Consider the following 13998-nt stretch of genomic DNA (forward strand, 5'->3'; position numbering starts at 1 on the left):
TCGCGGCCGCGGTCAGCGCCCTTCTCGCCGCCATCATCAGTATGGATCTTGTGCGGGGTTGGCGGCATCGTCGGCTCGTGCGCGGCGCCCGGTGGGTCAGCATCGCCACGCCGCCCGACGTCGACGAACACGCCGCGGCCACGCTGTGGGCCACCATGATCGGCGTGCTGACGCCGTCGCGGCGGCACCGGATCGTGTGGGGTGTGCCGCACATCGCCTGGGAGTACCAGTGGACCGGCCGGACCCTGACGATCCGGTTGTGGGTGCCGGGCACCGTGCCGGTCGGTGCGGTGCAGGCGGCGCTGCGGGCGGCGTGGCCGGCCTGCACGATCAACGTCGGTGATGCCGCAGCGCCGATCCCGGTCGGGGTGCGCGGGCAGGCCGGCGCGGCGTGGTGGCCGCAGCACCCTGACGTGCTGCCGCTGCGCACCGACCACCACGACGACCCGTTGCGCGCATTGCTGTCCGCCGGCGCCGACGTGCGCACCCGCGAACACGCCTGCTGGCAGATCCTGGCCCGCCCGGCCGCGCCGGCGACGGTGCGGCGCTCGCGTGCCGCCGCCTCCACCGGCCGTGGCACCGACCTGCTCGGCCGGCTGACGACGCTGCTGATCACACCGCTGCTGTGGCTGGTCGAGGTGTTGCTGCCCGGCCCGCACCGCCGCCCGGCCGCACCACCGGCGCGGCCGACGAAGGACCCGGTGGCGGAGGCGCAGCTGCGCCAGATCACCGACAAGGCGGTGCGGGTGCCGCATTTCGAGATCGCGGTGCGCTATGCCGTCGCGGGGTCGGATCCGTCGCGTCTGACGGAGGTGGCGCACGCGTTCGCTGCGGCGGCCGCCACCTACACGCGCCCGAACCGGCTGCGGCCGATGCGACTGCCGAACCCGGTGGCCGTGCTCGCGGCCCGGCCGCTGCGCCACGGCTTCCTCGCCACCGTCGAAGAAGTCGCCGCGCTGGCCGCCCTGCCTCGCGATCTGGCCGTGCCCGGCCTGGACCGGGCCCGCGCCAAAGCCATGCCCGCGGCGGCGTCGATCCCGTCCGGGGGCCGCACCGTCAAGGTTCTCGGCCGCGCCCAGATCGGCGGGCAAGCTGTCGGGCTGAACGTGGTCGATGCCCGCCAGCATGTGCACCTGATCGGTAAGACCGGCGTCGGCAAATCCACGCTACTACTCAACATGATCTTGTCGGATGTGCATGCCGGGCGCGGCACCGTGGTCATCGACCCGCGCGGGGACCTGGTGCTCGACATCCTGGACCGGCTGCCGGCCGCGGCCGCCGACCGGGTCGCCATCATCGACCCCGACCAGCCGCACCCGGCGTGTTTCAACCCGCTTGCCGGCGCCGGGGATCCGCACCTGGCGGTTGACAACCTGGTCGGGGTGTTCTCGAAGATCTTCCAGCGGCATTGGGGGCCGCGCATCGACGACACGTTGCGGGTGTCGTGTCTGACGTTGATGCGTCACCCCAATCCGACGCTGTCGCTGGTGCCGCCGCTGCTCAACGACCGCCAGTTCCGGGCCCGGTTCACTCACGACCTGGCCGACCCGGAAGGCCTCGGCGGGTTCTGGACCTGGTACGACGCGATGAACGAAGGCCTGCGCGCCCAGGTCATCGGCCCGGTTCTGGCCCGGCTGCGGGCGTTTCTGCTGCGCGACTTCGTCAAGGACGTCATCGGCACCGCGCACACCAGTTTCTCGATGCCGCAGATCCTCGACGGCGGGCTGCTGCTGTGCCGGCTACCGAAAGGCATCCTGGGTGAGGACACCGCCCGGATCCTGGGGTCGCTGATCGTGGCCCGTACCTGGCAGGCCGCGATCGCCCGGGCCGGGCAGCCCGAAGCTCAGCGCCGGGACGCGAGCCTGTACATCGACGAGGCCCACAACTTCCTGAACCTGCCGGGCTCGGTCGACGACATGCTCGCCGAGGCCCGCGGATTCCGTCTGGGCCTGGTCCTGGCGCACCAGAACCTGGCGCAGCTGCCGCGCGAGACCGCCGAAGCCATCTCCGCGAACGCCCGCACCAAGATCATGTTCAACGTCGACCCCAACGATGCCCGCGAACTGGCCAAGCACACCGCCCCGGAACTCGACGACCACGACCTGGCCCACCTCGACGTGTTCACCGCCGCCGCCCGGCTGCTGGTCACCAACCGCGAAATGCCGACCTTCACCTTCACCACCAACCCGCCAGCCCCAGTCGCCGGCAACGCGGCGGCGATCCGCGACCGGGTCGCCGCCCGGCAGGCTCACCCGGCCGGGACCACCCCGATGCATCAGGTCGCCGGCCGCGCCATGGGCCGGCGTGCCCCGCGGCCCTGAGCCGGCGGCGCCCGGGCCTGCACCCGGGGCGGCGTCCGGGACTACCCCGACCCGACCACGAAACGAAGCCCCGACCGCAGCGAAACGACCGCTGCACCTGCGCAGAAGCCGTCACCGCCGTCCAGACTCCCCTTTTCACAGGGGACCCTTTCTCTGCCCGAGGGGACGCCTATGGCCTTTCCCGTGTCACACCTGAACCTGCTCACCTTCTACGCGCACCTGACCGACCGCGACCGCGCCGTGCTGTCCACCCTGGATGAGCACCGGGTGATGACCACTGACCAACTCACCCGCCTGCACTTCCCGTCGACCCGGACCTGTCAGAACCGGCTGCGCGCGCTGCTGCACCTGGGTTTGCTCGACCGGTTCCGTTACGCACGCACCGGTGGCGGCGCCTACCCCTGGAACTGGGTCCTGGGCCTGCACGGCGCCTGGTACGCCGCCGGCACCAACGGATACCCCCTGCCCACCCAGCGCACCCACCGCGACCGCATCCTGCGGCTGAGCACCTACCCCCGCCTGCGCCACCAGTTGATGACCAACGAGTTCGGGGTCCGGCTGGCCCACGCAGCCCACCGCGACAGCACGGTGCGGCTGCAGCGGTGGTGGTCCGAACGCACCGCCACCAGCCGGTTCCTGCGGATCCGGCCGGACGCACACGGCCTGTGGACCGCCGGCGCCAGCACGGTCGGGTGGTTCCTGGAATGCGACATGGGCACCGAGTCCCTGCCCACCCTGATCGCCAAGCTCGACGCCTACCGGACCCTCGCCGCCGCGGGCGGGCCCGCCTACCCGGTGCTGTTCTGGCTCCCCAACGCTCAACGAGAAGCGAACTTACAGACCCTGCTGCGCCGCCAACGCCCGGAGGTTGCCGTCGCCACCGCCGTGCACGACAGCGACCCCGCCGGCCGGACCTGGACCTCGGCGACCGTCGAGGGCCGGGTCGGCTTGGTCGGGCTGCCCAGCAGCCACGGCCTGGACACCGCCGCCAACCCCAACTACACCGACGGCCACCTCGACCTGACACGACCTGACAGCCGCCCCGGACCAGGCTGAGCTGTCAGAGCCCGGCCCTACCGTCGCCGACAGCCCCTTACCAGTCACACCGTTCCCCCACCGATCCGCTCGCGCCCGGCGCGAACACCCGAAGCGCCCACCCGTGCGGTCGGCCGCGGTGTCCGCCCCTGCGGCGTTGCCGATAGCGATCACCCGGGTCGCGGTGCGGCTGCCTGCTGTCCACTTCTGCGAAAGGAGCACCTGTCATGAGCACCTTCACGGTCGTCGTCTCCCTGCCCGCCACCGGCGAGATCGACTGGTTCAGCGCCTGCGAACGGCTGGAATGGCACAACATTCCCGCCGGTACCCCCCGGCCCATGTACCCGATCCGACGGCCCTGGCTGCGGCGCCTGGCGGCGCAGCAGTTGATCCAGGTCACCCGGCACGGAAAGACGGTGTGGGCCGCCGGCGGCCGCAAGGACCGTCTCGATCTGCACGGTGCGGTCACCGCCGCCAACCATCGCGCCAGCTACCGCTGGCACGTGTGGGCGCAGGTGGTGCGCGGCACCCCGCAGGCCCGGCTGTGGACAGAATTTCACCAGCAGCACACCAGCAACCCGCGCAAGGTCAGCCTCGCCCAAGCCCGGCGCCGCTTCGAAGCCCAGCCGCGGGTGCTGGCGATGCTGGCCTACGCCGCGCACCCAGGCACCCACCTCGAGCTCGACCCGTACGAACTCGACGCCTACCAGGCCGGGCAGCCCACCTACACCCTGCTGCACTGGCAGCACGCCGTCACCGGTGACGCCCTGATCACCGACGACGGCCGGCTGCTACGACCGGCGACCTGGTCTCTGGCTGACCGGTTGCGCTACTGCGGTGACGCCGGCACCTACCTGTCCCGGCTCGCCGGCAGCAGCAGCTTCATGGCGCTGACCATCACCGGTCAGCTCTGAGCCCGTATCCCATCGGACAACAGTTCGCGCAGCAGCCGCCCCCTGGACGGCTGCTCGTCTTTCACGCCCGGCACCCGCCGGGCGGCCATCCGTGGCCGCCCCGAGCGGACGGCCCGAACGTGAGGAGAACACCGTGCCCTACGACCCGGCGGTGACCGCGATAGCGGTCGCCACCAAGGCCGCCCTGCCCGAGCACGTGTGGCGCCACGACATCACCGCCACCGGCAGCACCAACCCGGTTGCGCACCTCGCCGAAGACCTGCACCACAGCGCCCTGCAGTTCACCGCCACCGCGCAGCTGCTGCACCGCCTGCTCGAGCACCTCGCCGACATCTACGGCACGGGATCCGCCGCCGTCAGCGACGTCGCCGACCTCGACCCGCGCACCGTCGAAACAGCGCAGCTGCACCTGGAACAGCACATCGGCCGCTTCGACGCCCAACGCGCCAGCCTGCTCACCCTCTACCGGCTATGGCGCCGCCACCGCCCCCTGTCGCGCACCCCGCGCCGCCAGCATCTGTGGCTGCAACCCCACGACCCCCGCCACGGCATGATCACCCTGGACGCCGACGAGTCCGCGCTCGCCTGGTGGGTCACCCCCGACGACACCGCCGCCGCCGCGTTCGGCACCCCCGACCCGGGCGTCGTCGCCGGCGACGTCTGGCCCGGCAGCGCCGGCTGGCACGCCACCGCCTACCGCGACCACGAGCACCGCCACACCACCGTCGACCAGGTGTTCCACCTGCCCGCGGCCGCCACCCAGCTGGGGGCTTGCCGGGCCCTGCTGCGCTGGTGGGCGCTACACGCCACCACCAACGTGCGCCCCGACGACCTCACCGCGGCCGTCCAGTCCGCACTCACCGCCTGATCACCACCGGGGTACGCACACCGTCCCCGCCACTCAGACAGCCCCGCATGCCACGGCATCGCGGCGCCCGCCTGTCCCACCTCACGGCCGTTGCCCGGCCACCAGCACCACCCGGGCACGGCCGACACGGCCGTGCCCGGGCCCTCCCACCACGAAGGAGACGGTCCCGACATGGCCTCGCATCCCGTACCGCCACACCCCGACGACGAGCAGCGGCTTGCCCGCGCCGTGCTCACCACGATCACCGCCCCCGGCGACCCGGACGTGCACCGCCTCATCACCGACCACGGCGCCATCGACACCTACCTGCGCCTGGGGTCCCGCGGCCGCCACCGGCTCACCACGACCTCCTGGCACGACTCCGGGCGAGCCCATCGGGTGCGCACCCTGCTGCACACCCCCGGCATCCGGCTGCTGATCCCCGGCGACCCCGACTGGCCCACCACCCTGGACAGGCTCGCCACCCCGGAGGCGGCCACGCTGCTCGGCCCAACCCACGCCCCACCGGTCGCGCTGTGGGTGCGCGGCACGGCCTCCCTGTCCGCACTGCTGTCACGGGCGCTCACCGTCACCGGCGCCCGCGCCGCCACCAGCTACGGCACCCACCTCGCCACCACCATCACCGCCGGCTGCGCCGAGCGCGGCTACACCGTCGTCGCCGGCACCGGATTCGGGATCGACGCCGCCGCCCACCGCGGCGCCCAGTCCACCGGACGTCCCAGCATCGCCGTACTGGCCGGCGGACCGGACCGCCCGCATCCCGCCGCCCACACCGACCTCTGCGACCGGATCGCCGAGAACGGGCTGCTGCTCAGCGAACAACCACCCGGCGCCAACGCCACCCGCACCTCCTACTCCGCCACCCACCGGCTGCTCGGCGCGCTGAGCGCCGGCACCGTCCTGGTCGAGGCCGGCCCGCGCAGCGGCGGCATCCGCACGGTGCACGCCGCGATCGGCACCGGCAGCGCCGCGATGGCCGTACCCGGACCCGTCACCTCAGCGCTGTCCGCCGGCTGTCACCTGTTGCTGCGCGACGCGCGCGTGCATCTGGTCACCGACATCGCCGACGTCCTGACCGTCCTTCACGGGCGCCAGCCTTGATCGCCCGCTGTTTCTGTGTGGCTGCCCTGTCGGGCGGCCACGCGCCCCTTCTTCGCCCCTGCCCGGCACGCACGCCGGTGCCGTCACGTCAGGAGAAACCCCCATGCGCAAACTGATCATCGGTGTCATCGTCGGCGTTCTGACGCTGCCGCTGCTGGGCGCGACCGCCCTGAGTAGCCCCACCGGCGCCACCTGCACACCAACGCTCGTTACCGGCAGCGGCTCGTCGAGGCACACGCCCGACTGGGATGCCGACCAGGTTGCGAACGCGACCACCATCGTCCGCGTCGGAGCAGGCAAGACCATCCCGCAGCACGGCTGGGTGATCGCCGTCGCCACCGCCATCCAAGAATCCACCCTGCGCAACCTGCCCGGCGGCGACCGCGACTCCATCGGGCTGTTTCAGCAACGCCCCAGCCAAGGCTGGGGCACCCCCACCCAACTGACCGACCCCGCCTACCAAGCCACCACGTTCTACGACACCCTGCTCGCCGTCGACGGCTGGCAACACCTGCCACTCACCGACGCCGCACAGGCCGTGCAGAAATCGGCGTACCCGCAGGCGTACGCCAAGCACACCAACACCGCCACTCAGCTGGTCGTCGCCATCGCCGCCTCCCTGGATCTCCCCGCCGGCGGCTCGTGCCTGAGCCCGTGCACCGTCACCGTCGCTGCCACCGGTACTGCGTGCGGCGTCCCGGCCGCGGTCTTCGACCGCGCGAAGACGTGGCTGACCGCGTGGAACGGTGGCCCGGTGCCGTACCTGTCCAGCGGCAACCCCGCCGACTGGCACGCCGGCTACCGCCGCGACTGCTCCGGCTACGTCTCCATGGCCCTCGGCCTGCCCGGCCCCGGCCTCAACACCGCCGCCCTGGCCGCCCGCTCCCAACCGCTCACCCAAGCCGACCTGCAGCCCGGTGACTTGCTCATCAACCCCGCACCGAATCTGCGCGGCCACGTCGTGCTCTTCGAACGCTGGGCTGATGCGGCGATGACCCGCTACTGGGGATACGAACAGTCCGGCAGCGGCGGCACCCACTACCACCAGATCCCGTACCCCTACTTCGGCCACTACCCGATGACCGCCTACCGACTCCACCACCAGGCAGCCAACTGACCATCCGCCACCATCGACACCAAGGAGCACCCGCCATGGGCGCCGACCTCGCCATCCGCCACCTCTACCTCATCGCCGACACCACCTACGACCTTGACGCCGCACTCGCCACTGCAGCAGGCCTGTGCCTCTGCGCGGACATTGCCGCGCTGCACCACCTCATCGACGAACAATGGCTGCCCGACCACGACTCCGGCCGCATCGACGACCTGACCGGTACTGAGCTCGAGCAGCGCATCGCCGAACTACGACAGCAGGCATACCGAGTAATCGGCGATCAGCTTCGGGCCTTCGCCGCCTCGCTCAGTTCCCGCGACGTAGCGCGCCTACGCTTCGACAACGCGGAAGATCCTGGCATCGACGCCTACATCACCGGCGGCCTCAGCCACGGCGACGACCCCACCGACGCCTACACGGCCTGGACCATCATCATGGAAGACCACCGCTTCCCCGACGGCTGGTCCGAGCAACTCGGCCAAGCCGGCGGCCTGCTCCACCCGTACGGAACCGGCCAGCCCGTCACCGCCGTGACCCTGCGCGCCTGGGCAGCCGACACCCTGGCAGGAGGTCAATAGGTGCAGGCGGAACCGACCATAGCGGAATTGACCATCCACTCCACCGGACACGTCGTCTGGGAGGCCATAGAGAGCCGGTGGGGCCCCATCGACGCGGACCGGCGAGCACTGCTCAACATGCAGCTGCTTGCCGACGACAGCCGGCGGCTGCTCACCCGAGCCGATCAGATCGAGCGCTGGGGCCAAGGCGAGCGCGACGACATCGCCGCGGCACACGCAGCCGGCCACACCCTGGCCGAGTACTACGCCAGCCGGCAGAGCAACAACGAGTCCGACTGGTAAGCGCTGGAAGAAGACCTGGACGGAGACTTCCCCTCAGTCAGGCAGGCCCTCCCCGATTTTCGGTCTGTCGAGCGCCGGACCGTAGAGTGGTCGGCGGAACCCACGGGCCAGGCTGTCCCTGCCAGGACGGTTTCGGTATCCCTCACGACGTGGAGCGGGATCCCCGCCGCCTGGAGAAACGCTCGCAGCGTCGCGGCGAGCGACTCGACCTTGTCGTCTTCGACGAAGATGGGCACCCCGGCAACCAAATAAACGCCGAGTCAAGGCTCGGCGCAGCTTCCCGGCTATCGCCAGGGGTATCCGAATCCTTCTAATTCGTCGGTGGCTCATCGGGGTTGCAGGCGTACTCCGCAGCCGCGTCCAACAATTCGGCTCGCTCTTCATCGCTCAACCTCGCCTGTTCCTGTTGGAACCTGGCCATTGCTTCCAGAAGCGGCGCTGAGTAGGCCGACGTGCGGGTGACGTCTCGGAGGCTGATCCGCCCGTCGAGCACGTCGCGGGCCATCTCTGCCAGATCGGGACCGGCCGCGCCCTCTCGGAGCGTTTGAAGATTCCTTCTGAGCTCTCCGGCGAGCTTCCGGTTGCCGGTTACCTCTTCCAGCTCACGCTCTACCGCGTCATCGGCCACCTCATGCCCCCGGCTTGGCGTAGGCGCCTGCGGGCAACGGGATGGTGGTCAGACTTCCGCCCCTGTAGCCGACAGTCATACCCGTTCCGAAGATGCCCATGACCGTGCTGCCTACGGTGTTGATGAGGATGGAGGCTTTGTTGACCATCGCCAGAATCTCCACGGCTTGCAGGGCCGCAACGCCGTAGCCGGCTCCTGCACCGACGCCCGTAGCGGCACCGGCCGCCGCCGCGATCGCCCCGATGACGAATTTGTCCGCGATAGCCTGCAGGATGTTGCTCAACTGGTTGGAAAGCTGCCACGCACCCAACGCCGCCTTCTGGTAGCCCTGCTCAATCTCCTTCAAGTCGATCTGCTGGCCGTTGAGCGCTGCCGCGAAATCAAGGAAGTACTGATGGGCAGCATCAGCAGCATTACCGTCCCAGTGCTCATCTAGCTGGATCACGCCGTCGCGGACGTTGATGCCGAGTTGATCCAGGCATGCGGCCAGGTTCCCGACGGCTTCGCCGAACTTCCAGATCGCATCCCACTCGCCGGTGATGGCATCGGTGAAGTACCCGAAGACGTCGAAGCCGGTTACCGCCTCGACGCCCTTGTTTGTCCACGCGGCAGGAGAGGCGTAGTTGAAGAGATCCACCGGATTCACGAAGCCCTGCGTCCAGGTCTCGTCCGGCACCGACGGCGCTACCAGGTGACTAGTCGGATCGGGCATGCCCCATCCCCCGCCTCGGCTCGGTCTCATAGTCCCAAGAACCGCCCCGCGGCACTCCCGGATAGCCCGCGTCGATCTCGGCAGCGGATCGTGTATCCGTACGTTCGTACTCAGCCGCAGCAGCGCCCACAGCCCGCTCAGACTCGATGCCCAGGTTCTTGAGGTGCGCCATCAAGCGGTGGAACTCGGCGACGAGAACACGGTGGCCCGGCGCGACGAAGCCCATGAGGCCTTGCTCGTGAAGAGCGAGATCCCCGTACACAGAGATGTAGCGATCGGCTTCTTCGGCCACCTGGTCAATGTCACCAAGCTGGCGGGCGTACGCCCGCAGTACCAAGGGCTCCACATGGAAGGTCATACTGGCGTGATCCCGTTGATGATGACGACGGCAGCGATTAGCAGGGCTGTTCCGGCGACCGCATAGAGCAGGCTTCGTCGCCACAGCCGCGCCGCTTGCACCTCATCCGCGGTTCGGTGCAGCTTGACCGCGTCGAGGAACGAGACAACGAACGCCGCACCCGGCAAAAGCATGATCGGCCACCCGAGCAGGGGGATGGAATAGCCCGTTGTCGTGCTGACCACGAGACCGAAAATCACGAGCAGGTAGACGCCGGTCAGGAAGATGGCGAACTTGCCCGCTCCCCGTTGCATGTCGAGCCGTGAACTGACCACCGGGCATCCCTTTCAGCGCTGGCTACTGCTGGGAGGCTAGCGAGTGACCTGCGAAGATCACCGACCCGCGAGCTACGCCCATCGATCCCTGATGGCCTCCCGTAGTGGTACACGCCAGTTAGAGCTAGCCAGTTCAAGGCGATCTTTTCGCGCAGCCGAGAAATTTCGACGAGGGCCCTGGGGGAAGTCGAGCACCCCCATAGCACTTGATCACTCGCCGGGGCTGCTGGTGTGACAGCGCACCCAGACATCTTCTCCGGGCATTTTGCCGAAGGGTGGTCCTGCACTTTGCACACTCGGCGAAAGCGCCGGTACGTGATCTTCGTAGGGGGCGGTGTGGCGGCGATACTGCGGCGTCTGGGCGTCAGACCAGCGTTCGGGGGACCTTCACCGGCGGCAACGGGTACATGACCTGGTGCAGCTGAACGCCTACTCGGACCGCGGCGACGAGGCGTTTAAGGCGGGCGGCCCTGTGCGGCGTGCGCCCGCCCACCGCTGATGTGGCCCCAACTGGCCGTGCAGACGACGGAGTCGACATACGCGGCTGCATGCACGCTCGTCAGCCTCTGCGATCAGATGTCGGCCGCGCGTATTCGTTCCTCGCATGGCGTCCCCACGACCATGCCGAAGACCGAAGCCGAGCGGCTCGGCATGCGCACCTGCTCGTGGTTTGGCAGGCCGATGCCACTGGTGCCTGCCCGAGTTGCCCTCGGTTGCTGCTTGGGCCGACTCCGCACGATGCCGAGGAAGCCCGCGAATGGGCCCAACCTGCCGACACGCGCCGTCGGTCTCGGAGCCGGCTCTTCGTACGCGGCGCCGCACAAATGGCGGTCGCGAGGCCGGCGGGTGCGTGCAACGGACCGCTCCGCGTCGCAGAGTATGCCGAGCTTGCGCGCCGGGAGCAGGTGCACCTGCAGGGGCACCAGCCGCGTATTGGTGGTCGTCAGGTTGGCCGCGTCTATCGTGCGTGGATGACCGTCGCCTTCGACCGGCCGGTACGCGAGATCACCGTCCGAGCCGGCACGCAAACCAACTGTGGAGGGTTCGCCCAGATTTCCGCCGACTTCGAGCCGGCCGATGAGTTCGCGTTCGTGGACGCCCACGATCCGCAACGGACAGGCAGCCGTGACCAACAGTTGATCGATGCCTGTGTGACCGCGGTGTGCCGCGGTGTCGTCGAAGAATTGACCAGCATCGGGCAGGGTGAGCTGCCGGCGGTCCGGTTCGTGTTGCGGCGGGTCCTGGTGCACGAGGTTGACTCGGTGGACTTCCGCAACGTACAAGCCGGGCGGAAGGCCGCCATCGAGGCAGTTCGCCGGCTAGGTGAAGCCTCCTGACGGTTGCCTCGATCCCGGCGGCTGAGGCCTTTGGCGCAACGGGCACGGATCGTGCACGAAACCATCGGGGCCGCATAGCTGATTCTGACAGGCCTGAACCGGGCTCCTGGACGGGAGCCCGATCTGGGGTTCATAGCATCACTCCGGCTAACAACACGCTTCGCTGGCGGAATCACCGCCCGACTGGCCAGAAAGCTGAAACGTCATAACCGCCGAACTGCAACGAGGGGAGTCCCAGTTACAGTGCGGCGGGTTGGTCCGTTTTAGGACGAACAGGTATTGAGCATCGCCTGTAGGGCGCTCTTCTCCGCAGTCTGCACCTTCAGCGCCCAGTGGGATTTCACCGCGACCCACATCTTCGCGTAGGTGCACCGGTAGGCACTGCGGGACGGCTGCCAGGTCGAGGGATCCTGGTCGCCCTTGGCCTGGTTTACGTTGTCGGTGACCGCGATCAGCTGCGGCCGGGAAAGGTCGTTGGCGAAGTTCTGCCGCTTGCTGGTGGTCCAGGTGCTGGCGCCGGAGCGCCACGCTTCGGCCAGTGGCACGACGTGGTCGATGTCGACGTCGCTTGCTGCGGTCCAGGTTGCGCCGTCGTACGGGGAGTACCAGGAGCCGGAGGTCGCTGCGCACGCTGAGCTGGTCACCACGCTGGTGCCGTCGCGCTTGAGGACGGTCTCGCGGGTATTGCAGGTGCCGCTGATGGTGATCCAGTGAGGGAACAGGTCCCGGTCGTAGCTTCCGGCATTGGCTTCGGCGGCGACGGTGAGCCCGTTGAGCTGGTTCTGCGCGGTGGCTTTGCTCGGGATGCCGGGCGGGGTGGCAGCGGCGGGGGCGGCTGGCAGACCCGCAGCGGCGGTGACGATGAGGGCGGCGGCGAGAAGATAGCGGATACGGCGCATGGTCGACTCCCATCGCTGGCGGCATCCCCGGATGGTGACGCCACATAGATGGGAGTCAGTGTGCGGCCGCAGTGGTTGCCGTCGGTCATCTTGAAAACGTCGTACGGCAACCGGGATGGAAACAGTTCGGCTACGGAGCCGAGGCAGCCGCCTACTTCTGCGGTCTTTGACGTCCTCGAGCGCATCACGCGCCACGACCGCGTCGCGTAGTCCAGTTGTCGAGCTGAGCGGGCGTTGCAACGCGCCGCCAAGGTTTGTGCGATCTGCCAACAGCCGCCCATGTCGCGGACCTGAGCAATGTCGCGCCTGTCGTCAAGGCCGCCGTTGCGCAACCCGACAGCTTCAGGCACGGTCTGAGCCTCAGCGACGCGACCGTGTCGCCGAGCAGAAGGATGCGGGACGCCCGGCCGGCGGAAGCCATGGTTCCCTGGATGTCAGAGCCACCCACCGGCGGGCGCCACCGCCAGCGCCAGCGCCAGCACGCGGTCGCAAGCGCGCTTCGCGCGGCCGCAGCTCACGGCGTCGGCCAGCCGGTCAGCTCGCCGCGTAGTGACTCCCTGTCGTGCCGTGGTTGAACGTGTCAAACAGGGCGCCGCGGCCACGCCCCGTGATCGGGCGTCGGCGATCAACCGCCAGAGGTGTGATCCTGCCCGCCAGGCCAGCGCATCGATGAACCCGTGGAGACGGCGGTGATCTGGATGCACATTGCGCCGGGCAGCGCGGCCGATCTTGGATGGAATGCCGATCGTGTCGGCGATGACCTGAACGATCACCCCGTGACGGCTGGGAACTGCCGGAGTATTGCGGCTGCTGGTCGGCGGTGCGGCCGATCGGGATCAGCGTGCCGCGCATGCGAGATCAAGGTCGAAGAAGGGCTCGGTGGCTGCCGCCCGTCGTGGTGGCGGTCAGGTCGAGGGCCGCACCTCTATCCCCTGCCGTGGGTGCTCATCCACAGCTCCACGTCCACGGTCTTCCAGATCTTGCCTTGGGCGAGATCTGCGACGGGAGCAAGGAAATCTGCGCGCCTGGTCAACTCGAAGGTCCGTTGCCGGCTGACGGCGCCGAGCCTGACGCGAATTTCGTGGGCGCCCATGAGGGAAGGCGTCTGTTCCATGCGCACGACAATAGGCGCGCGACAACCGAGGGCGCGATCCATCGACCGGGTATGAATCAGATTTCGGGGTTCACCCCCTGCCGTCGTTCACCTGGCTGCGTTAGTCAGACATCGACGGAGGCGTCGATCCGGATGTCGGCGGCCACAACGTGGGCTGGCGTCGCTTGCACCAAGTTCACCGTTGCGGCTCGGGCCGCGGGCACTCCGATCAGCGGAGATCCGTACTCAGGTTCGACCGGCAACGCGAGGCGGATCTCTCAGCGCGGGCGGTGACCCATGCCGGTAGGGGCCAGCCTGTTGCCCCGGGTTGCCGGCTCACAGGGATCGCGGGCATCGGCCTGGCCCACAAGGATCGGACCCGCCGCGAGCCTCGGCTGTGACCGACCCGCCTGGGATGCCGACGGCCCGCCAGCATTCACGGCT

Annotated in this window: 16 protein-coding genes; 9 read left to right on the forward strand and 7 right to left on the reverse strand. The window is 69.2% G+C overall.

The genetic code is table 11. The annotated features are described in order from the left end of the window. Positions 1–77 precede the first annotated feature (77 nt). The 8 genes from LPA41_RS14090 (at position 78) to LPA41_RS14125 (ending at position 8213) form a co-directional block, all read left to right on the forward strand. A complete protein-coding gene (locus tag LPA41_RS14090) occupies positions 78–2321 on the forward strand; it encodes a TraM recognition domain-containing protein (protein WP_229070809.1) in 2244 nt (747 codons plus the stop codon). Positions 2322–2504: 183 nt separating this feature from the next. Continuing rightward, complete coding sequence (locus LPA41_RS14095) at positions 2505–3377, forward strand: replication-relaxation family protein (protein WP_229070810.1); 873 nt, start codon at positions 2505–2507, stop codon at positions 3375–3377. Between the two features lie 206 nt (positions 3378–3583). Continuing rightward, a complete protein-coding gene (locus LPA41_RS14100) occupies positions 3584–4270 on the forward strand; it encodes a hypothetical protein (RefSeq protein ID WP_229070811.1) in 687 nt (228 codons plus the stop codon). A gap of 133 nt (positions 4271–4403) precedes the next feature. Next, entirely contained in the window at positions 4404–5138 is a 735-nt protein-coding gene (locus LPA41_RS14105) for a hypothetical protein (protein ID WP_229070812.1), read from the forward strand. A 171-nt stretch (positions 5139–5309) separates the two neighbouring features. Further along, positions 5310–6239, forward strand: coding sequence for a DNA-processing protein DprA (locus LPA41_RS14110; RefSeq protein ID WP_229070813.1), 930 nt, complete (start codon positions 5310–5312; stop codon positions 6237–6239). A gap of 103 nt (positions 6240–6342) precedes the next feature. Then, positions 6343–7356 carry a glycoside hydrolase gene (locus LPA41_RS14115; RefSeq protein ID WP_229070814.1) on the forward strand — a complete coding sequence of 338 codons (1014 nt, stop codon included), beginning with the start codon at positions 6343–6345 and terminating at the stop codon, positions 7354–7356. A 35-nt stretch (positions 7357–7391) separates the two neighbouring features. Further along, the gene (locus LPA41_RS14120; RefSeq protein ID WP_229070815.1) at positions 7392–7931 is read left to right on the forward strand and encodes a hypothetical protein; all 540 of its coding nucleotides are present in this window, start codon (positions 7392–7394) and stop codon (positions 7929–7931) included. Between the two features lie 27 nt (positions 7932–7958). Further along, the gene (locus tag LPA41_RS14125) at positions 7959–8213 is read left to right on the forward strand and encodes a hypothetical protein (RefSeq protein WP_229070816.1); all 255 of its coding nucleotides are present in this window, start codon (positions 7959–7961) and stop codon (positions 8211–8213) included. Between the two features lie 310 nt (positions 8214–8523). On the opposite strand, the gene LPA41_RS14130 is transcribed toward LPA41_RS14125, so the two are convergent. From LPA41_RS14130 to LPA41_RS14145, 4 genes are read right to left on the reverse strand one after another with little or no spacing between them, the layout of a single operon-like run. Further along, positions 8524–8841 (reverse strand): hypothetical protein, encoded by a 318-nt coding sequence (locus tag LPA41_RS14130; RefSeq protein WP_229070817.1) that lies wholly within the window; start codon positions 8839–8841, stop codon positions 8524–8526. A gap of 1 nt (position 8842) precedes the next feature. After that, positions 8843–9553, reverse strand: a complete 711-nt coding sequence (locus LPA41_RS14135) for a hypothetical protein (RefSeq protein WP_229070818.1) — start codon at positions 9551–9553, stop codon at positions 8843–8845. Beyond that, positions 9537–9911: a hypothetical protein gene (locus LPA41_RS14140; RefSeq protein WP_229070819.1), complete on the reverse strand. Its 375-nt coding sequence runs from the start codon at positions 9909–9911 to the stop codon at positions 9537–9539. Before LPA41_RS14140 ends, LPA41_RS14135 begins: the two co-directional genes overlap by 17 nt. Then, entirely contained in the window at positions 9908–10225 is a 318-nt protein-coding gene (locus LPA41_RS14145) for a hypothetical protein (RefSeq protein WP_229070820.1), read from the reverse strand. Before LPA41_RS14145 ends, LPA41_RS14140 begins: the two co-directional genes overlap by 4 nt. Before the next feature lie 971 nt (positions 10226–11196). On the opposite strand from LPA41_RS14145, the gene LPA41_RS14150 reads away from it, so the two are divergent. After that, positions 11197–11562 carry a hypothetical protein gene (locus LPA41_RS14150; protein ID WP_229070821.1) on the forward strand — a complete coding sequence of 122 codons (366 nt, stop codon included), beginning with the start codon at positions 11197–11199 and terminating at the stop codon, positions 11560–11562. Between the two features lie 263 nt (positions 11563–11825). On the opposite strand, the gene LPA41_RS14155 is transcribed toward LPA41_RS14150, so the two are convergent. The 3 genes from LPA41_RS14155 to LPA41_RS14165 all read right to left on the reverse strand — a co-directional run bounded on the left by LPA41_RS14155 (position 11826) and on the right by LPA41_RS14165 (position 13575). Further along, positions 11826–12461: an HNH endonuclease family protein gene (locus tag LPA41_RS14155; RefSeq protein ID WP_229070822.1), complete on the reverse strand. Its 636-nt coding sequence runs from the start codon at positions 12459–12461 to the stop codon at positions 11826–11828. A 434-nt stretch (positions 12462–12895) separates the two neighbouring features. Beyond that, positions 12896–13234 (reverse strand): hypothetical protein, encoded by a 339-nt coding sequence (locus tag LPA41_RS14160; RefSeq protein ID WP_229070823.1) that lies wholly within the window; start codon positions 13232–13234, stop codon positions 12896–12898. A 152-nt stretch (positions 13235–13386) separates the two neighbouring features. Next, positions 13387–13575, reverse strand: coding sequence for a DNA-binding protein (locus LPA41_RS14165; RefSeq protein WP_229070824.1), 189 nt, complete (start codon positions 13573–13575; stop codon positions 13387–13389). Positions 13576–13998: the final 423 nt, after the last annotated feature.

Source organism: Actinoplanes sp. DH11, from assembly GCF_020873875.1.
Classification (GTDB): Bacteria; Actinomycetota; Actinomycetes; order Mycobacteriales; family Micromonosporaceae; genus Actinoplanes.